General features: G+C 70.3%; 18 protein-coding genes and 3 pseudogenes. 15 read left to right on the top strand and 6 right to left on the bottom strand.

Translation table 11 applies throughout. The annotated features are described in order from the left end of the window. A partial coding sequence (locus tag PV350_RS32300; protein ID WP_500337282.1) for a hypothetical protein occupies window positions 1-445 on the bottom strand: 445 nt, incomplete at its 3' end. Window positions 446-843: 398 nt separating this feature from the next. On the opposite strand from PV350_RS32300, the gene PV350_RS32305 reads away from it, so the two are divergent. From PV350_RS32305 to PV350_RS32320, 4 genes are all read left to right on the top strand, one after another. Beyond that, window positions 844-1296 carry a hypothetical protein gene (locus PV350_RS32305; RefSeq protein WP_500337283.1) on the top strand — a complete coding sequence of 151 codons (453 nt, stop codon included), beginning with the start codon at window positions 844-846 and terminating at the stop codon, window positions 1294-1296. Window positions 1297-1330: 34 nt separating this feature from the next. Beyond that, the gene (locus PV350_RS32310) at window positions 1331-1894 is read left to right on the top strand and encodes a hypothetical protein (protein WP_499510023.1); all 564 of its coding nucleotides are present in this window, start codon (window positions 1331-1333) and stop codon (window positions 1892-1894) included. Between the two features lie 242 nt (window positions 1895-2136). Beyond that, window positions 2137-2577: a VOC family protein gene (locus PV350_RS32315; RefSeq protein ID WP_499510022.1), complete on the top strand. Its 441-nt coding sequence runs from the start codon at window positions 2137-2139 to the stop codon at window positions 2575-2577. Window positions 2578-2718: 141 nt separating this feature from the next. Further along, window positions 2719-3624: a hypothetical protein gene (locus PV350_RS32320; RefSeq protein WP_500337284.1), complete on the top strand. Its 906-nt coding sequence runs from the start codon at window positions 2719-2721 to the stop codon at window positions 3622-3624. 168 nt (window positions 3625-3792) lie between these two features. Here the strand turns inward: PV350_RS32320 and PV350_RS32325 are convergent, their stop codons facing one another. From PV350_RS32325 to PV350_RS32335, 3 genes are all read right to left on the bottom strand, one after another. Further along, entirely contained in the window at window positions 3793-5148 is a 1356-nt protein-coding gene (locus tag PV350_RS32325) for a sensor histidine kinase (protein ID WP_499510020.1), read from the bottom strand. After that, on the bottom strand, window positions 5145-5819 hold the full coding sequence (locus tag PV350_RS32330) for a response regulator transcription factor (protein ID WP_499510019.1): 675 nt from the start codon (window positions 5817-5819) through the stop codon (window positions 5145-5147). The genes PV350_RS32325 and PV350_RS32330 overlap by 4 nt, the downstream gene beginning before the upstream one ends. A gap of 86 nt (window positions 5820-5905) precedes the next feature. Next, window positions 5906-6619: a hypothetical protein gene (locus PV350_RS32335; RefSeq protein ID WP_500337285.1), complete on the bottom strand. Its 714-nt coding sequence runs from the start codon at window positions 6617-6619 to the stop codon at window positions 5906-5908. Window positions 6620-6954: 335 nt separating this feature from the next. On the opposite strand from PV350_RS32335, the gene PV350_RS32340 reads away from it, so the two are divergent. The 4 genes from PV350_RS32340 (at window position 6955) to PV350_RS32355 (ending at window position 9352) form a co-directional block, all read left to right on the top strand. Continuing rightward, complete coding sequence (locus PV350_RS32340; protein WP_500337286.1) at window positions 6955-7503, top strand: GNAT family N-acetyltransferase; 549 nt, start codon at window positions 6955-6957, stop codon at window positions 7501-7503. A gap of 340 nt (window positions 7504-7843) precedes the next feature. Beyond that, window positions 7844-8368, top strand: coding sequence for a COG4705 family protein (locus PV350_RS32345; RefSeq protein WP_499510016.1), 525 nt, complete (start codon window positions 7844-7846; stop codon window positions 8366-8368). A gap of 110 nt (window positions 8369-8478) precedes the next feature. Continuing rightward, window positions 8479-8700 carry a transposase gene (locus PV350_RS32350; RefSeq protein ID WP_499510015.1) on the top strand — a complete coding sequence of 74 codons (222 nt, stop codon included), beginning with the start codon at window positions 8479-8481 and terminating at the stop codon, window positions 8698-8700. Between the two features lie 85 nt (window positions 8701-8785). Beyond that, window positions 8786-9352: a dihydrofolate reductase family protein gene (locus PV350_RS32355; protein WP_499510014.1), complete on the top strand. Its 567-nt coding sequence runs from the start codon at window positions 8786-8788 to the stop codon at window positions 9350-9352. 46 nt (window positions 9353-9398) lie between these two features. On the opposite strand, the gene PV350_RS32360 is transcribed toward PV350_RS32355, so the two are convergent. Beyond that, window positions 9399-10307, bottom strand: a complete 909-nt coding sequence (locus tag PV350_RS32360; protein ID WP_500337287.1) for a hypothetical protein — start codon at window positions 10305-10307, stop codon at window positions 9399-9401. Between the two features lie 65 nt (window positions 10308-10372). Continuing rightward, window positions 10373-10798 carry a hypothetical protein gene (locus PV350_RS32365; protein WP_499510012.1) on the bottom strand — a complete coding sequence of 142 codons (426 nt, stop codon included), beginning with the start codon at window positions 10796-10798 and terminating at the stop codon, window positions 10373-10375. A 605-nt stretch (window positions 10799-11403) separates the two neighbouring features. Here PV350_RS32365 and PV350_RS32370 point away from each other — a divergent pair. From PV350_RS32370 to PV350_RS32400, 7 genes and pseudogenes are all read left to right on the top strand, one after another. Next, window positions 11404-15465: an nSTAND1 domain-containing NTPase gene (locus tag PV350_RS32370; protein ID WP_500337291.1), complete on the top strand. Its 4062-nt coding sequence runs from the start codon at window positions 11404-11406 to the stop codon at window positions 15463-15465. 525 nt (window positions 15466-15990) lie between these two features. After that, a pseudogene (locus PV350_RS32375) lies at window positions 15991-16251 on the top strand (M23 family metallopeptidase); the annotation flags it as partial. Window positions 16252-16392: 141 nt separating this feature from the next. Beyond that, window positions 16393-16860, top strand: a pseudogene (locus PV350_RS32380) (peptidoglycan-binding domain-containing protein); the annotation flags it as partial. A gap of 270 nt (window positions 16861-17130) precedes the next feature. Next, complete coding sequence (locus tag PV350_RS32385) at window positions 17131-17289, top strand: hypothetical protein (protein WP_500337288.1); 159 nt, start codon at window positions 17131-17133, stop codon at window positions 17287-17289. A 120-nt stretch (window positions 17290-17409) separates the two neighbouring features. After that, a pseudogene (locus tag PV350_RS32390) lies at window positions 17410-17745 on the top strand (transposase); the annotation flags it as partial. Further along, entirely contained in the window at window positions 17741-18040 is a 300-nt protein-coding gene (locus PV350_RS32395; protein ID WP_500337289.1) for an ATP-binding protein, read from the top strand. The pseudogene PV350_RS32390 and the gene PV350_RS32395, both read left to right, overlap by 5 nt. A gap of 477 nt (window positions 18041-18517) precedes the next feature. Continuing rightward, window positions 18518-19408 carry a COG4705 family protein gene (locus PV350_RS32400; RefSeq protein ID WP_500337290.1) on the top strand — a complete coding sequence of 297 codons (891 nt, stop codon included), beginning with the start codon at window positions 18518-18520 and terminating at the stop codon, window positions 19406-19408. Window positions 19409-19571: the final 163 nt, after the last annotated feature.

Here is a 19571-nt window from a genome sequence, read left to right on the forward strand (position 1 = left end):
GGGCGGCGGCCTCCTCGACGGGAGCGGCAGGAGCGGGGGCCTGCGCCGGAACCGCGGGGGCCGCGGCGGGAGCCGCAGGAGGCACGACGGCGGCTGCGGCGGCAGCGGCGGCCTTGGCTTCCTCGACGGCCTTGGCCTCGGCGGCCTCCGCCGCCTCGATCTCCGCGGTGTGCTTGGCCACGAACGCCTCGCCCAGGACCTCGTGGGCCTCCTTGAGGTGGTCGAGCTCCACCTCGCCGTTCTCGGCGACATGGCCCTCCAGGGCCTCGAACATGCGCTCCACCGGCTCGTGCGAGCCGCCGAGGCGCTGCTCGGCGTAGACCGCGACACCCAGCTTCAGGAAGAGCTCGGCCGTGCGGCGGTTGACGGTGAAGTCGTGGATGGCGTCACCGCCCGCGTCAAAGCCCTTCTCGATGACTTCGAATGCCTTCTTGATGAGACTCACGCTGGTGCTCCCCTGCACGTGCCTGTCGGGCGACTGCCTGACTGCGACCTGATCTGACCTGAACTGAACTGCCCTGTACCGCAACTGACCGAACGAGCCGGTCCGCGCCGAACCCTATGGCAGTTCCCCGGGGGATGCGCAGCCGCCCCGCCCCCAATCCGTCCACGGCGGGCGGGGTCTGACGGGGCGCCGGGCGTATCACCCACCGCGCCGCCGCGTACCGCTCCGGCGTGATCGCGCGGGTCGGGCATGACGTGCCGGGCGCCGCCTGGCCGAGTGGACCGTGCGCCGGCAGTGGCTCGTTCCTGACGCGCGCGCCGGCGGAACCGTTTCACCCGCGTGCTGTGTCCTCCTTCGCAGCGGGTGGTTCGACGCCGCGGAGCCACATGTGAAGGGGGATGGCCATGGGGCAGGTACGCGAGGGGGCACGGTTAGGGGCGTGGGCCGTCGGCGCAGTCATCGCGCTGGCGGTGTTGTACGTGATCGGGGTGTTCGCCTTCGGCGGCGCGGGGTGGATCACCGCCCCGTTCCGCGGTGAGGCGGACGAGCGCGAGAACACCGTCGCTTCGGGCGAGTTCCGTCAGACCACCTACGAGGAGTTCTTCGATCTGTGCGCGGCCGTGCAGAACGCCGAAGGGACGATCCAGGCGCTCCAGGAGGAGCGGAAAGCCGCTTCGGAGATCCGCACGACGCAGATCGACCAGTCGATCACCGCGCTGAAGGCCACGCGGATCGAGTCGGTCAACGCCTACAACTCGAAGGCCGCCCAGGAGCACCGAGCGCCCTTCCGTGACAAGGATCTGCCGTACCGGCTGGACGCCACCACCGAGCGCACGACGTGCACCAACTGATCCCCACCTCATTCCGGGAAGAGGGCAGCACCGCATGAAGAAGTTCGCACGCATGGCCCTGGCCACCCTCGTCGCGCTCGTCGTGGGCCTCGTCCTGACGTCCTGCACCGAGTCCAGCCAGGACAAGGAGAACAAGGCCAAGCAGGACAACTACGACCGCCTCGTGGCCCAGCAGCCGGCGGGCCGCATGGAGTACTCGCCGACCCGCGAAGCGATCAACCAGTGGGTCAAGACGTGGGGGCAGCGGGGCAAGCTCTCCTACGTCTACATCCAGAACGCCAATGGCGAGTACGGGTACTTCATCATGAAGGGCCTGCCGGTGCCGCGCTGCAAGATGCTCACTCCGACGGAGCGGGTGGAGTCCACCTCCAACGGCGTCGCGGTCCTCGCGCAGCCCGGCATGGACGGCACGTACACCTCCGGTTCGACCTGCAACGCCTACTACGGCTTCGACGCGACGACGAACGCGTACATGGAGTTCACGGTCGGCACGAACCAGTCGTTCTTCCTGTTCGACAAGCCCATGACGATGCCGGAGTACGCCAGCGCCAAGCAGTTGGGGCCGTCCTCGGTGAAGGACGTCGAGAAGCAGTCGTGAGCGGCCGGGCGCCGGTTCGAAGAGTTCCGGCTCCCGTGTTCCGGCGAGAAGCGTCGAGAGCGCCGGTGATCTGCCGGGTCGGTCTGCGGGCGGCGCGGTCGGAGACCAGGCCGGCGATGGCGGCGTGGGTCTCGGGGTGGGGTACTCGTGCCGTCCGGTGTCCCGCTGCAGCGGGCGCCGCTGCTCGCGCCGGGCAGGCCGCCCGCCGCGCTACCGCGCATCGAGTCGTTAGGCTCGGAGACATGACTATTCTGCGGATGGACAACGTCGCCATCGTCGTCGACGATCTGGACGCGGCCGTCGCCTTCTTCACCGAGCTCGGCATGGAGCTGGAAGGCAAGGCCCAGATCGAAGGCCTTTATGCGGACCGCACCGTCGGACTCGACGGCGTCCGGAGCGACATCGCGATGATGCGGACCCCGGACGGCCACAGCAAGCTGGAGCTGACCAAATTCCACACCCCCGCGGTATCCGACGCCGAGCCGCGGAACCCTCCGCCCAACACGCTGGGCCTGCATCGCGTCATGTTCGCCGTCGACGACATCGACGACACCATCGCCCGCCTGCGCACCCACGGCGCCGAACTCCTCGGCGAGGTGGCGCAGTACGAGAACATCTACCGGCTCTGCAACCTCCGCGGCCCCGCAGGCATCATCGTCGCCCTGGCCGAACAGATCGGCTGACGCGGGCCTGCCGCGCGCCGAGCATGTCGACGGTCAGGACCACTTTGACGCATCCGCGGGCGCGCACGGCCGTCCAGCCACTGGTGCGGAGTGAGTCCGGGCAATGTGAGCCCGTCGAGGTGTTGTGGCACCATCCCCGTTGTGGATGGCCGTACGCATGACGTGGAGTGGGCCGGCCTCTTCCATGCCTCGGGCCCCGCCGGCGACACGCCGCGGCATCTGGCTGCTCTCCTCGGCGACCGTGCGGAGGCTTTCGTCGACGGGTACTCGCACCTGTGGTCGGCGACGCTTCGTCGCGAAGGCAAGGCCTGGCCCGCGACGGCGCCCACCGCGCGGCTTGTCGCCGGGCTCCTGGACGATCCGCTGCTGGGGCCGGACGATCCCTCGTTGCCCGATGCCATGCTCGCCTATCTGTACGAGGTCGGCGTCGCCGCCGACCTCGGAGACCGGGCTGCGGAGATCCGTGCTCGGGTCGAGGACCGGGCACCGGAGCTGCGGGCCTGGACCGCCGAGTACGTGTCGACCGACGCGGATGGCAGGGCCCGGATGTGGCGGGACCGCACGGGACTGGGTGAACTCGTCCTCGATCAGGCGGCGCTCGCCTGCTTCGACCTGGTTCCCGTGCTCCTGCGGCGAACACTGCCGCACCTCGCGTCGGAACGCGCCAGGCGCAGGACATGCGCCGCCGCAGCTGTCGGGTCACTGGCGCGGCATCCCGCAGCCTCCGCACAACGTCCGGAGCTGCTGGCACAGTTGACGGCGATGGCCCGGGCCGCCGATACCTCGCACGACCTGGCGACGATCGTGATCGCCATTGGCCACCTCGACGGCGACACGCGCCCCTGGCTGGCTGCCCCGCATGCAGGCGTTCGGGCCTGCGCGGCCCTGGCGCCCGACCTTGCCGGCGACGACGCGGCGGACCAGGTGCTGATGGAACTGGCGCGGTCGCCGCAAGCCTTCGGCAGGTCCTTTGGCGACCTGGCTCCACCCGTCCAGCTCCAGTCCACGTCGTACCAGGACCTGCTCACAAGGGGACGAGCGAGCTGATTCCCGGTGTCCGGGCTGGCGCAGGAGCCAACAGGCTTCAGGCACGCCGCAGCCGCTCCCGAAGGCGGCTCTCCACTCCCTCAAGCGCGTAGATCGCACAGTCACACGGGAGCACTGGCAGGCGGCTGACTGGCGTCACGCGATCGAACCGCACGCCCACCCGGTCGATCAGGCCAGGGGCGGGAGAGACAGCCGCATACGGAGGCCGTGATCCAGCGGCTCGGCGGTGATGGTGCCGCCGTGGGTCTCGGCGACCTGTTTGACGATGGCGAGCCCGAGTCCGGACCCGGGGAGGGACCGGGCGGTTGGCGAGCGGTAGAACCGGTCGAACACGAAAGGCAGGTCGTCGGCAGGGATGCCCGGTCCCTGGTCGGTGACCGTGACCGTGCCGTCGAGGGACACCTCGATCAGCACTTCGCCGCCGTCCGGGCTCCACTTGACGGCGTTGTCGACGAGGTTGCCGACGGCGCGTTCCAACGCTTCGGGGTCGGCATGCACCAGGCACTCGGTCAGCTCGGTGCGCAGCGGCACCCGGGGGCTGCGCCGGGCCGTACGGGCCACGACCCGCTCGGCGAGGAGATCGAGGCGGGTGTCCTCGGTGTGGACGTCCTGCTGACCGTAGCGGGCGAGCTCCACCAGGTCGTTGACCAGGTCCCGGAGTTCCTGGGCCTGCGTGCGGGCCTGTTCGACCAGGGCGGGGGCCTGCGGGTCGGCCAGGCCGGGGCTCTCGCTGAGCAGTTCCAGATTGGTGGTGATGCTCGTGAGCGGAGTGCGCAGCTCGTGCGACGCGTCGGCGACGAGCCGTCGCTGGGCCCTCACCGATTCCTCCACCGCCGCCATCATCGCGGTGAAGGAGCGTGCGAGCCGGGCAATCTCGTCGCGGCCCCGCACCTCGATGCGCGCCGTCAGATCCTGCGTCGCCGTGACGTGCTCGACCGTCTCGGTGAGCCGCCGTACCGGGCGCAGTACCCGGCTGGCCAGCAGCCGGGCGCCGAAGGCGGCCAGTAGGGTCCCGCCCGCGGTGATCACGGCAAGCAGGGCGGTGAGCCGGTCCAGGGTGGAGCCGACGACCGACTGACGGATGGCGGCCCGGACCAGCGCGCCGTCCCAGTCGGTGAGCGGCGCGGTGTAGACCCGGTAGCTCACCCCCTCGAACTCCGCGTCCTGGAAGTACGCCGGCGCCTTGCCCAGGGCGACCTGGACGTCGTGCTTGGTGACGGGAATGAAGCCGCCGCCCGGGCCGGGGGCGACCGGCGGGACCATGAACTGCAACTGCGTGGAGCCGACGGTGACCGGTGAGGTCGGCACCGTCAGACGTGTGCCTTCCCGTTCCATCTGCTGGACCTTGAACTTGAATTCCTTCAGCAACTGCGAGGCGTCCCGGTCAGCGGCGGACACCAGCACGTCGTCACTCTGCCGGTGCAGACCAGCGCTCAACGAGGGATAGATGATCAGCGAGGCCAGCACCAGGGCCGCGCAGACCACGGCACCACCGGCCAGCGCGACCCTGTTGCGCAGGGTCACGGTTCCTCCCGCAGCACATAACCCAGTCCCCGCACCGTCTGCAGCAGCCGCGGCTCACCACCGGCCTCCAACTTGGCGCGCAGATAGCTGATGTAGACCCACAGGGCATTGGAGGAGGGACCGAAGTCGTACCCCCACACCGCCTCGAAGATCAGCGACCGGCTCAGCACCCGCCGCGGGTTACGCAAGAAGAGCTCCAGCAGGGCGTACTCGGTACGCGTGAGTTCCAGCGTCCGCCCACCGCGGCGTGCCCGGCAGGCAGCCGCATCCAGCTCCAGATCGGCGAAGCGGATCAGCTCCTCCTGCGCGGCGCCGCTGCGCCGTAGCAGGGCCCGGATCCGGGCCCTGAGCTCGTCCAGGGCGAACGGCTTGACCAGATAGTCGTCGGCGCCCGCGTCCAGCCCGGCCACCCGGTCCTCCACCAGGTCCCGCGCGGTCAGCATCAGGATCGGCACGCGATCGCCGCGGGCCCGGATCCGGCGGCACACCTCCAGGCCATTGGGTTCCGGCATCAGCACATCGAGGATGACGGCATCAGGCCGTCCACCGCCGAGCGCCTCCAAAGCCGCCGTTCCGTCGGCCGCCTCGGCGACCTCGTGGCCGTCCCGGGTCAGAGCCCGGGCCAGCGCGAGGCGCACCGCGTCGTCATCGTCCACCACCAGCACACGCATGACCGCATCGTCCTGTCCGGTAGGTCAACAACGGATAAGGACGGCCGGCCCGGACTGCCCCGGACCGGCCGCCCGGCCTTGCCGGCTCAGCCCTTCTGGGACTGCTCACCGGCCGCCAGGTCCTGCTTGGTGCCCGACAACGCCTCCTCGAACCGGTCGGCGCTGACCCCGAGCTTCGTCGCGATCGCCGCGAACTGCGAGCCGTGCGGGTCGACGCCGCCCGGCCGGTCGGCCAGCGCGAACAGTTCCCCGACCGCTCGCTCCGCCGCGACGGTGCCGACGCCCAGCCGGTCAGCGACGCCCTTCGCGAAGAGCTTCACATCGGCGTCGTCGTCCGGTCCCTGGTGCTTGATGACGACCTTGCCGTCGCCCGGCTTGCCCTTGCCCGCGTGCTTGTCGTTCACGACCTGCTTGCCGAGAGCCCGCTTGGTCTCACCAAGGGCCCTCTCCAAGCGGTCCGCGCTGACCCCGAGCTTCTTCGCGATCGCCGCGAACTGTGTACTGTCCGGGTCGACGCCGCCGGACCGATTGGACAGCGCGAACAGTTCCTTGACCGCCTCCTGCGCGGACACCAGGCTCACCCCCAGCCGAGCGGCGACGCCCTTCGCCAGGGCCTCCGCGGTCCGTGCCCGGTTCTCCGTCGGCTTCGCCAACTTGTCCGGCTTGCCCTTGGCCATCGCGGCCACGAGCGCCTCGGACTTCGCCGGGCCGGGCGACGGGGCCGCAACCGCGGACGCCGTCAGGCAGGCCACCGCGGCGGCCGCACCCGCCACGGTGATCCAACGCGCCTTACTGCTCATGCCTGCTCTCCTTCGAACTTCCCGGGGCGGTCCGGCGGCTGCCGGCGCCCACGGTCGAGAAGACCATCAGGAACTCAAGGAAACGCTCAGGGAACCTTAGGCCGGCCTTAGAGAGCATCTGCTCCCGGTGAGCCGACCCCTGCGGCCCGAACCAGGTGGGCCCGAACACGTGGGGACGAGCCGCAGGCCCAACGACACCGGGGGAAACCGGGCTTCGGGCGGCGTGCCGGCCTGGCGGCTTGTGCGCAGTCAAACGGTGTCGCGGACGGTCAACGTGACTGCTGAAGCCCGTAAAGCAGTGGACAGCCTTGCGGCGCTGGGCGAGCATCTCCGCGATGACCAGCGAACCGCACTCCGCCCCCAAACACGTCCGCTTCGTCGAGCTCAGCGCAAAGGCGCTACGGGCGCTGTCCGAGGGTGACCTCGCAGGCGGCAGCGCCGAGGCCGGGGTCGCCCTTGACGAGTACTTCGTCTCTGACCGGGCCCGCTGGATCTTCGGCTATCGCGCAGGCCAGCTCGCCGAGGACCCGACTGTCGCGCCCTGGATCGTACGGTCCGCGGTGTCCGAGCCGGACGGGACCGTCGTCGGCGACGCCGGGTTCCACGGGCCGCCGGACGAGGCCGGGATGGTCGAAGTCGGCTACACCGTCGTGCCCCGGTACCGCCGCCAGGGCTATGCCCGCGCCATGCTGGCAGCGCTGCTCGTCAGGGCCGCCGCCGAACCCGGTGTCAGGACCGTGCGGGCCACCATCAGATCCGACAACCACGCCTCCCTGGCCACCATCGCGGGCTTCGGTTTCACGTGCGTCGGCGAGCAGGGGAACGAGCGCGACGGATGCGAGCTCGTCTTCGAGGTCCCCGCTGACGCCATCCAGGCCGAGTAGCCGTACGGCCGCGGCGGACGCCGCAAGCGTCCCGGCCGGGCTGTGCCAGGCCCGCAGGCCAACCGTCCTGGACACCGGTCCTCCGTCTCCGGCGAACGCAAGCAGAACACCGTCAAGACCAGTCCGGCCTGGTCCGCCCGGGCCGGATGCACGACCAGGCCACGACGACGGCGCTGCCCAGACTGCGCCGCAACCAGGTGGCCGCAGGCGCCCGCGAGGACAGCGGGGTAGGGATACGGGCAGGCATGCCTGGCATGCTCCGTCACGCAACGCGCCCCCGGCCGTGCGACCGGCCGACGCTCAGGATGCGTTCAGGTTCCCGGTGGCACCGTCGGCTCCCATGACTACTGAGATGTCTGAGACTTCCGGCCCCTCCGGAGCCGCCGCCTCCGGGCGGCACATTCGGTGGAACAAGGTGCCCGAGGTCACCGCGTACTTCTGGGTGATCAAGGTGCTCTGCACGACCGTCGACACCGTCCGCCGCGAGGCCTTCTACTGGCTGGCAGTGCTGTTCACCTTCGCCCTCGGCACCGCCGCCGGCGATCTGGTCGCCGAGCGCATGAACCTCGGCTACTGGATCTCCGCCGGCCTGTTCGCCCTGGCGATCGCCGCAGTGGCGGTGGCCCACTTCGCGCTCGGGCTCAACGCGGTGTGGAGCTTTTGGATCGCCTACGTCCTCACCCGGCCCCTGGGCGCGTCGATCGGCGACTGCCTCTCCCAGCCCACAGCCGACGGCGGCCTGGGTCTGGGCACCGTGATCACCGGCGTCCTGTTCCTGGCCGTCATCCTCGGACTTGTCGTCCACCTCACGGTGACCCGGCGCGACGTCATCGAAGCCGACCACCGCCCTCTGCGGGCGAACTGACACAGGCCCACCCACCCCCAGGGACACGAGCACCTGGGCGCACGGCTCTGCCGGTGCCGGCCTGTCTGGAAGGCCGCGGTGGCCGCCCGGAGGGGTACTGCCACCGGGAGATGCTGGATGCGGTGTTCTATCTGGTCGACAACGGCATCAAGTGGCGGGTGATGCCCGCAGATTTCCCGGCGTGGGACCAGGTGCATGCCTTCTTCCGCCGTTGGCGCGACGGCGCGTTGGTCACCGAGCTGTACCACCGGCTGCGCGGCCGGGTCCGCGAACGGTCCGGGCGGAACCGCCGGAGCCGCGGCAGTCCCAGACGCAGCCCTTCGCGGCGATGACCGTGCCGCTCGCCGGGCATTGTCACAGGCGCGGGCTAGTGTGCTGCGGGACACACACGTAGCCCCGACCTGGGAGAGGGCTCGCATGGCCAAGTTGATCTACATGTTCAATGTGTCCCTGGACGGCTACATCGCCGACTCGGACGGCGATTTCGACTGGACGGTACCGGACGAGGAGTACTACTCCTTCATCAACGACGTGCTGCGGCCGGTCGGGACCTACCTGTACGGGCGCCGGCTGTACGACATGATGGCTGTCTGGGAGACCGACCCGTCCATCGCTGGCCAGTCGCCCGGGGCGCGGGAGTTCGCGGAGATCTGGCAGGCGGCCGACAAGGTCGTGTACTCCAGGACGCTGGAGTCGGCCTCCACCACCCGGACCCGGATCGAACGGGACTTCGACCCCGAGGCGGTTCGGCGGCTGAAGGCATCTTCCGAACGTGACCTCACCGTCGGCGGGGCCGCCCTCGCCGCCCACGCGATCGCCGCAGGGCTGGTGGACGAGTACCACCTGTTCGTCGGCCCCGCCGCGCTGGGCGGCGGCAAGCCCTTCCTCCCCGACGGGGCCCGGCTCCGCTTCGAGCTCCTGGACGAACGCCGGCTCACCAGCGGCGTGGTCTACCTCCGCTACCACACCTACACCCAGCCGTGAGCACCCGGTGCCGCCGGGCCGGGGCAGATCGGCTGCGCCGGGGTGCTCAGCCGGTCTGCCCCTGGAGGACCTGGCGGGCGTTTCTCAGCTGCCTGTCCCGCAGCGCGGTGCGGTGCTTGAGCACGTCGGGGTGATCGTCGAGCCAGCGCTGCTGCATCACGGCGAGTCTGGCGTAGGCGGTGCGCAGGTATCCGGTGGTCTGCTTGCAGTGGACGTCCGCCTTGGTCGCGGGGTGGGTACGGATGTCCGCGTCGGGCGGCAAGGCTCTGATCAGGTCGAGGGGGTCTTTGGCCTGGACGCGGTTGGTGAGCATGCACTGCCGCCAGCTCTCGTTCGCCTTGCGGAAGAGGGAGTCGTGCTTGAGCCACTTGAACGCTGTCTGCTCCCCTTCGTTGAGCTGCATCCGCAGTTCCGTCCACCGCACCCGGCCGTCGCCCAGCATGTGCTTCTCCGCCTCGGCCTGGCAGCCGCTCGCCGGCATGGTCACCTTGAGCAGCTTGCCCTTGACGGAGATCTCGTTTCCGGGTTTGCCGTAGAGGGCGCGGTTGAAGGCCTCTCCTTGCGGCTGCTCCGGTGGCGCCTGCGTCTGGCTGTCCGCCCCGATTTCTTCGAGGGTCTCGAGACCGAACGGCGTCGGGCGGGACACCGCCGCGTCACCCGCCTTCGCCACGGGAGCGGGCTTGAGGGTGAATCCGCGCTCGGCCATGCAGGCGACGAGGACCTGTTGCTGGGCGGTCGCGATCTGTTCGCCGCTCTGGGTCCAGGCGTAGAGCTGGGTGTAGATCGGCGGACGCAAGCCTTGTTCGGCCAGTGCGGCCGGGGACAGCGGACGATGGGGCCGGGGTTCGGGGTTTTGGGCCCTCGCGTCGGCCAGCGCCCAGATCGTCGCGCCCACAGTGGCGGTCAGGACGCAGGCGGCGACGTGCCGGCGAGTGCCGTGGAAGCTCAGTGCCATGTGAATCCTGTCGAGGTCCGGAACGTGCGGGCCCGGTTTGCGCCGGGCCCGCACGTTCCCCGAGGTCAGAAGCAGTCGGTCGACGTCCGGCCCGGGAGCGTCAGCCGGCTGGCCCGGTTCCGGAGGCCGGAGGGCAGCGGATCGCCGTTCTGCTTGCCCGGCTGGTCGACGGTGGAGGCGGAGTTGACGTAGTGACCGGGGTTCAGGCAGAACAGGAAGCCCGTTCCGTTGGTGTTGTCCCAGTAGTGGCTCTCGTAGTTCCCGGTGCTTGAATTGCTGGCCGAGTAGACGTTGTTGTCGACCGGGCGGTTGTGACCGACCCCGCTCACGTTGGCTTCGTCGAAGGTGTCGTTGGAGAAGTCCGGATCGGAGTTGAAGAAGGACTGCCGTGCGGAGTTGATGTCGGTGTAGAAGACGCAGTGGTTGCCGGAGGCGCAGTTGGGGCCGGCGGCCGAGGGGGACGCGCCGACCAGTCCGAGCGTGGCGGTCATGGCGGCCACTCCTGCGACTGCCGCGAGCCTTGTACGCATGTGCTGTCCTGCCTTTCCAGTGATCCGCTGATGGGTGTTCTGATCGCTTCCCGAGCTGAACCCGAGCTTCACGCTGTGTCCTTTCGCGTTCTCCACGACTCCGACGCCATCTCCACGGCGGGGGGTGCCTGTTGGACTGGCCGGCGTCGTTCTGGATGGGCGCACCCTTTCCTTCCTTGATCGGAGGGCCCAGGAGCCGGTGGGCCCGGACGGGAAGCGATCGTTGTGAGACGCGGTATAGGACCCGTATAAGTCCTGATGGGGATGCGTGCGGCAGGTGATCGGGCGTGGCTTCGGCCGGCTGCGCATCGCGGATCTTTGGGGCATGCGGCCAGGGGGTGCCGGCCCGGGAGGCCGCACCAGGCGGCAGTCCGCTGATCCACGTCGGTGCGGCGTCATACGTGGGTCGGACGGGCCGGCGCGGGTCTGCGTCGGAGGGCTGGTGTACCTTCGGGCCGCCGGCGTTGATCCGTGCAGCCTTGGGGGGCGGCCGAGTGGAGTTGGGGATTCTGGGGGATCTGGCGGTCCGTCGCGGGGGCTTGCCGGTCGACATCGGATCGCCCAAGGTGCGTCTGCTGCTCGCGGTCCTGCTGAGCAGGCCCGACCGGCCCGTGCCTTCGGAGCTCCTGATGACCGCACTGTGGGGCGAGCGACCGCCGCGCTCGGCGCGTAAGAACCTGCAGCTGTACGTCCATCTACTGCGCAAGGCCCTGGGCCCGGAGCGCATCGAACGGCAGGGCGACGGCTATCGCGTGGTGGCGGGTGATGCGCTGGACGCCACGCGGTTCGAACGGCTGGCCCTCCAGGCGGAGGAGGCACTGCGACAGGGTGAGACAGCGGGCGCGCAGGAGTTGCACGGTGAGGCGCTGCGGTGCTGGAACGGACCTGCGTTCGCGGAGTTCCTGGATACCGAAGCCGTCGCGACCCGGGCGGCCCGGCTGGAGGAGCTGCGTCTTGCCGTGCATGAGCGGTGGGCCGATTGCGGTCTGGCCCTCGGCAGGCATGCCGAGGTGGTCGTGGAGCTGACGGAGCTGCTGCCCCGGCATCCCTTCCGGGAGTCGCTCCGCGGCCAGCTCATGACGGCCCTGTATCGCTCGGGCAGGCAGGCCGAGGCGTTCGAGCTCTACCGGCGGACCCATACGCTGTACGGGACCGAACTGGGCGTCGAGCCCGGCCCGGGTCTGCAGCGCCTGCACCAGGCGATGCTCCGCGGCGATGAGGGCCTCATGCCCTCTCCGGTCCCCGTCGCGGCACTGGTGCCGGTCGGGGCCAACCCCTACCGGGGCCTGCCGGCGTTCACCTCCTCGGATCACGACCGGTTCTTCGGCCGCGACCGGCTGTGCGGGCTGCTGTGGGAGCGCGTGGAACGCTTCCCCGTGGTCGTCGTGTTCGGCGCGTCGGGATCGGGGAAGACCTCGCTGCTGGCAGCGGGCCTACTGGGCCGGATCCGGCGGGATACGTCCGCTCGGTGGTGGCCCGTCATGATGACGCCGACCGACCAGCCGGTGAAACAGCTGGCGGCCGCGCTCGCCGAGCACGACCGGCCCGCCGGTCAGGTGCTGCTGGTGGTCGATCAGTTCGAGGAATTGTTCACCGTGTGCTCCGATCCCACGGCACGGGAGGAATTCGTCGCCGGGCTGTTGGCGGCGTCCCATGCCGGAACGAAGGTCGTGCTCAGTGTCCGTGCGGACTTCTTCGTCCAGATGACCGGGCTGAGCGAGCTGGCGCCGGCGCTGATGAGCGAGGCGCAGCTGCTGGTCGGTCCGCCGTCGGCCGCGGAACTGCGGGAGCTGATCGTCCGGCCGGCGGATCTTGAGGGCTGCTCGGTCGACGCCGATCTGCTGGCCACCGTGGTGGCGGAGGCCTCCGGCGCTGCCGCCGCACTCCCGTTGGTGTCCCACGCGCTGCGGGAGGCCTGGCGCAACCGGGCCGGCCGCACCCTGACCCTCGCGGCGTACCAGGCAGGGGGCGGGATGCACGGTGCGATCGCCCAGACCGCCGAGCACGTCTACGCCGAGCTCGAACCCGCCGAGCAGGACCTGGTGCGCCGGCTCATGCAGCGGTTGATCAGCCTGGACGAGGACGGGGTGCGGGACGGTCGGCGGCGGGTCCCGCAAACCGAACTCGACGGGATGGGCCCGGCCGCGGCGGTCGCGGATGTGGTCGACGAGCTGGTGGCGGCGCGCCTGGTGGTCGTGGACGAGGATCGGGTGGAGATCGCCCATGAGGCGCTCATCGTGGCGTGGCCCAGGCTGCGGGCCTGGCTGAGCGAGGACCGCCGGCGCCTGGTCGTACGGCAGCGGCTCACCGCCGCGGCCCGAGTCTGGCAGCAGTCGGGGCGGGACGCCGGAGGGCTCTATCGGGGCTCCGGGCTGGCCGAGGCGCGCCCGCACCGCTCGGAGCTGAACCTTCTGGAGCGTGAGTTCCTCGACGCCAGCGAGGAGCTGGCCGAGTCCGAACTCGCCGCGGCGCGTCGCCGGGTCCGCCGGCTGAGGGTCCTGGCGATGGTGCTGGCGGTGCTGCTGGCGGCGACCGTGACCGGGGGCGGTGCCGCCTGGCAGCAGCGGCAGGTGGCACAGCGCGAGCACCTGACCGTCCTGGCCCATCAGGCCGCGCTCACGTCGCGCTCGCTGGTCGCCACCGACCCGGACGTCGCCCGGTCCCTCGCCCTGGCCGCCTATCGGCTGCATCCCGACGCCGACACCCTGGGCGCGGTGATCAGTACGTCGGCGTCCGCGCAGCCCAGCGTCGTACTCAACACGAACGGGCCCGCGTCGTTCGGCCTGGCCCTGTCCCCTCACGGCTCGTTGGTGGCCGCGGCCACCAGCGACGGCACCGTGGAGCTGTGGGATCCGAAACGACGCACGAGGCTGGCCTCCTTCACCGAGCATGTCGCCAAGCCGCTCCCCCAGGGGTTCTTCGCGCTGAGGGTGGCCTTCAACGCCGACGGTACCCGGCTGGCGTCCCTGGCCCGGTTGAACAATCCGAAGCAGCCGACCGGAGGCTCGGTCGTCGTGCGGGAGGTCCGGTCGAGGAAGGTGCTGTTCAAGCAGGTCGTGTCCGGCGACCTCAGCAACGGTCTGGCCTTCAGCGCCGACGGCATGGTCGTGGCCTACGGCACGGGCGAGGGCACACGGGTGTCCACGCTGGGCGGTGGCAAGGCCGTGTTCCTGCCCACCGGTATGCCCGCGGCACTCAGCCTGGCCGGCGATCAGCGCTCGCTCGCCGTCACCCGTACCGATGGGACGGTGGCCGTCTGGGACATCGAAACCGGTCGCCGTCGCTTCGAGCTGAACACCGAAGGCGCCCAGGTGGCCCGGTTCGGCTCCACATCCGATGTCCTGGCCACGGCCTCCGAGGAACACGGCATCAGGTTCTGGCGGCTGACCGGCCGCTCGGCCCGCCAGTTCGCCGACCTCCCGGTGCAGACGGCCTTCCCCTGGATGATCTCCGCGCCGGTCGGTGATCGGATCGCGATCGCCGACGAAGAGGGCATGATCTCGATCTGGGACTACCGGCGCCGCGAGCAGATCGCCCGCCACGCCGACCGCTACCGCTCGGAGACCATGGCTCTGGACCTGGCACCGGACGCGAGCACGGTGGTCTCGGGCGGCCTGGGACGCACCATCGTGGTGCGCCGGACGGCCCTTCCCTTCAGCGGTCACGGCGGCGCCGTGAACGACGTGGACGTCAGCCCCGACGGCCGGCTCGTCGCCTCCGCCGGCGACGACAGGTCCGTACGGATCTGGAATGCCTCCGGTGCTGCCGAACGGCTGCTGGGCGGACACTCCGACCATGTCAAGGCAGTCGCGTTCAACCCGGACGCCACGGTGCTGGCGGCCGTGACGCGCGACCACACCCTGACTCTGTGGAACCCGTCGACCGGGCGGCGCTACACCACCATCGCCTTCACCGGTATAGGCACCGGCACGGACGTCGCCTTCAGCGCGGACGGCAGCACGGTCACCGTGATGTCCCTGGGAGGAACGTTCCGCTGGAGGGTCAGCGACCCGGCACACCCCCGTCCACTGCCGGCGCCGGCCGGCCCGCGCACCTCGACCGCCATGGTCTACCCCGCTCGGGGCGGCCTCCTCGTCGCGAGCACACCGGCCGGCGGCATCGCCGTGTGGAGCACCGCCGACGACCGGCTGGTGAAGGCCTTCCCGGCCACGCAGGGGTCCACGCAGGACATCGCGGCCACTCCGGCGGGCGATCTGATCGCCGCCGCCGGCTCGGACCACACGGTGCGCCTGTGGTCGACCCGGACATGGAAAAGCCGGGCCACCCTGACCGGCCACACCGCAGCGGTCGGTACGCTCGCCTTCAGCAGGGACGGGCGCCTCCTCGCCTCGGCAGGTGAGGATCACACCATCGTCGTCTGGGATGTACGAACCCACCGGCGCATCGCCACCCTCACCGGCCACTCGGCAGACGTGCAGGGCTTGGCGTTCACCCCAGACGGAACCCTGCTGTCCGCGGGAGCCGACCAGCGCATCATCCACTGGTCGCTGACCGCGACCGAAGCCATCCGGCGCATCTGCCGAGCCACCGCCCCAACGCCCACCGCGGCGCAACTCGACCGCCACCTCCCCGGCCAGGACACCGGCGCGCTCTGCCCGCAGCCCTGACCCGGGCACGCCGCCGGCGCGGAGTGCTCCCCTGTAAGCGGTCCGTGCCTGGCACCACCGCCCAGGGCAGCCGGCCGACCTTCGGAAATACCCGGGCTATACCGACGCAGGGCACGCTCGGCGCACCGGTCGCTCCCCCGCCGGCGAGCGCACGACGAGGGCCGTACATGGCTGCCCCCACCTCGGCCCTCATCGCGACCGCCATGCGGGCGACACACCGCGAACGCGGCCGTCCCGCGGCGCCCAGCCACAGCGGAAGGGCACCTGCCGTCCCATCGCCGCCCGCACACCCCGCCCCAGACAGGCATGAACACCAAAGAAGGAGACACGTTGCCATCCCTCATCCGCACGCTCAGCCCAGGGCTGCTCGGCAGACTGCTCGTGGCTGTTGCCGCCCTCGTCGTCCTGCCCTGGCAGGCCGCGGCGCCGGCCGCCGCGGCGGCCCCGCCCATCGCCTTCCAACTGCCCTTCACCTGCGGCCAGCAGTGGCGACTCGACAGCTGGGCACACGCACCCGCGCTCGACATGGTCCGCGAGCCCAACCAGGTCGGCACCGAAGGAGCACCGGTGCTGGCTCCGGCCTCCGGCACGGTCCGGCAGTCCTTCTACCACTCCAACGCCGGCAACGTGATCCAGATCAACCACGGGCAGCGCTACTTCACCACATACCTGCACCTGCAGAGCCGCGATGTCAGCGTCGGCCAGACGGTGCAGCGCGGCCAGCTGATCGGCCGGGTCGGCAGGACGGGGCCCACCTCGAACAACCACCCGCACCTGCACTTCGAGCTCGCCTACGACGCCGACAACAACGGATCCGCCACCTGGGGCAACTCCACGTCCGAACGGATCCGCCCCTGGTTCAACGGCGTCGAGTACGGCCAGGCCAACGGCCAGACCTGGCGGAACGTCACCAGCAACAACTGCGGCGGCACACCAGCGCCCACCTGCAGCGGCGTCAACCTCGACTTCACCGCGTACCCCCTCATCCAGCAGGGATCCACCGGCAGTCTGGTCAAGGCGGCGCAATGCCGGCTGATCGCCGCCGGACACAATCCGGGAGAACCGGACGGCGACTTCGGGCCCAACACCGAAACGGCGACGAAGGCCTTCCAGTCCGCCCGGGGCCTCACGGCCGACGGTGAGATCGGCCCCAGGACCTGGACGGCCCTGCTGTCGTACGGCTCGACACCGGCGCTGCAGAACGGGTCGACCGGCGCGGACGTCAGCCGACTGCAGCGAGCACTGACCGCGGCACTCGGCCGCACCGTGGGCATCGACGGCGACTTCGGCCCCAACACCGAACAAGCCGTGCGCGACTACCAGACCACCCGCAGCCTCGGCGTCGACGGCGACGTCGGCCCGCAGACCTGGGCAGCCTTGCAGGCCGGACGATAACCACCCTCGTGGGCGGGGAAGCACGGCGACTCCGCCCACGACCGGCGTCGGATCGGCCGCGAGGACATCCGGTGCTTCAGAGAATCGAGGCCGGCGTCGCGGTGGTCCTGGAGGGGATCTAGCAGGAGGCCATGCCGCAGAACCAAAGCCGAGGCGATCGTGCGGGCGCCGCGTCGCGCGGGGACGGTGGTCGGGACCTGCCGCATATCGGAGTGCGGTGGCAGGACCGGGCGTATCTCGCATGCCGTCATTCCATTCGGTGTCTCCGGCATGAAGAAGAGAACAAGGATGAAGGCCGACGGGCGACGCCGCATGTTGTGGACCGATGCCCTGTGGCCCGGACAGATGCACGACACCACGGCCGCCCGCGACGGAGGCATCGCCATCTGCTTCCAGCACTTCCTCGACGTCGAGGTACTCCTAGCTTGACGTTTAACGTCGCAGGTGATTCGACCTGCTGATCTGCGGTTCTTCCCGGGACAGCAGAGACGGCCGTTCTCCACGCTTCGAGATGTTGAGTCACGAAGTACAAGAGAACGGCCGCTGCGTATGAGGCTGTCTGTCGATTCGCCCGCAGGCGAAGCGTTGGACGTGTTGTCCCGCTTCCGGGTTGAGTTCTATGAACGCCTCTACGCCCGCCAGGACGCGCTCTTCGAACTCACGGACGCGGTGTTGTGCGCGGACGGGCCGGTGAAGACCCTGGTCGAGCTGTCGCTGGCGGTCGAGCACCGGCGCGGGCACGGCGCGCTGTACAGGACTTTGGACCGCGGCCGACTGGAACCGACGCGGTGACGCCGCACGCTGGCCGGCCTGCCGCTGCCAAAGGCCGGTGACGGGCGGATCGTGCTGGCCGTGGACGTGAGCAACTGGCTCCGCCCCGATGCCCCGATGCCTGCTCGACAACGCCCACCGGCACGGACGTGGCACGGTGCGCGTGACCGTCAGGGAACTCGGGGGAGTGCTCGCCTTGGACGTGGAAGACGAGGGCACGCTCACGCTGGACCCGAACAACCTGTTCTCCCGCGGCGCCACCACCGGCCAGGGCAGCGGCATCGGGTTGGCCCTTGCCCGAGAGATGGCTGCCGCAGCAGGCGGCCGACTCGCCCTGACCCGCGACCACCCAACGACCTTCACCCTGCTGCTGCCCCACCAGGGCGAGGACCCCGGCGGAGCGTCGTGACACCCGGATCGGCCCTCGCCAGCCGACCACCGACGTGCTCCCGGCGGCCCTGATCTGCCGCAGGGCCGTGCGGCCCGTGGCACGTCGACGTCCCCGATCCTGGCCACATGGGCCCGGATCCCAGACGCCCGGCGCGCCCTGTAGGCGTCCTGCCACCGTCCGCTCCTAGACTGCAACCGAACGTCTACATGCTTGTAGACGGACTTCCGAGGGGTGCTGCGCGCTGGGCACCCGCCCTGTCGGCAAGGTCACCAGCCATGCACTTCACGATGCCTCAAGCAGTGGACCTCGAGCGTGCGGACCGCCCGCTATGCGACGGCCTGTTCGACGCGGGATCCGGCTCGATAGCCATCTGGACCCGCCGCGGGATGTCCCGACGCGCAGGAAGGCGACCCGGGCGGCGAATCCGCGCCGCGCCCCGTATCCGGCTCCTCCGTGACGGCCGGCACTCATTCACGACACTCCGGAGGGACCGAGATGGAGAAACCGCGGACCGTTGCCCTGAAACCCGCCGTCGGCATCGACGAGAGCGCAGCTGCGGAGGCGGTCACGAAGCTGCCGCAGGTCTCCGCCGCCTTCTGGATCATGAAGATCGCTGCGACGACGCTGGGTGAGACCGCAGGCGACCTCTTCGCCCAGACGCTCAAGATCGGCTACTTCCTCACCACCATCGCCCTGTTCGTGATCTTCTTGGGCACGCTGGCCGTGCAGCTCCGGTCGCGGCGCTACAACCCCTTCGTCTACTGGACGGTCATCCTCTCCACCAGCACGGCCGGCACCACCATGTCCGACTTCATGAACCGTGATGCCGGCGCCAAGTACCTCGCCCACGGATCGACCTCCCTGGGCTGGGGACCCCAGGGGCTCGGGCTGGGCTACCCCGCCGGTGCGGGCATCCTGCTCTCCCTGCTGATCGCGGTCTTCGCCGCCTGGCGTCTGGCCCGGCTGCCGTTCGCGCTCCAGGACATCCACACCTTCCGCGCCGAAACCCTGTTCTGGACGGCAATCCTCGTGTCGAACACGCTGGGCACCTCGATGGGCGACTTCCTGTCCGACAGCTCCGGGCTCGGCTACGCCGGCGGCGCGCTGCTCATCACCGGGCTGCTCGCATGCCTGCTCGCCCTGATGTACGTCCCCGCCGTACCGAACGTGCTGCTGTTCTGGATCGCCTTCGTGCTCAGCCGACCCCTGGGTGCCACCGCGGGCGACTTCCTGACCAAGCCCACCGCCAAGGGCGGACTCGACCTGGGCACCGCGGGTTCCTCGGCGGTGCTCCTCGCGATCCTGTTCGGGTTCATGGGGTACGCCCATCTTCGCGAGCGCCGGAGCAACGCAACGCACGGTGGGCGCCGCGCTCGGGCGGCATAGGGCGGGCCTATCCGGCGCCGACGACTTCCAGCAGGAGGTGGAGGTCGTGCACGGCGTCGACCGTGGACATGGCCGCTGCAGCCAGGAACGCAGCGGTGAGGACGGTCAGGGCGGGGTGGCGGCGGAGGGGTGGGGCGAGGAGCGCGGCGACGCGGCGGGGCAC

Origin of the sequence: Streptomyces sp. PA03-6a (assembly GCF_033792765.1) — a bacterium.
In the GTDB taxonomy this organism is placed as follows: Bacteria; Actinomycetota; Actinomycetes; order Streptomycetales; family Streptomycetaceae; genus Actinacidiphila.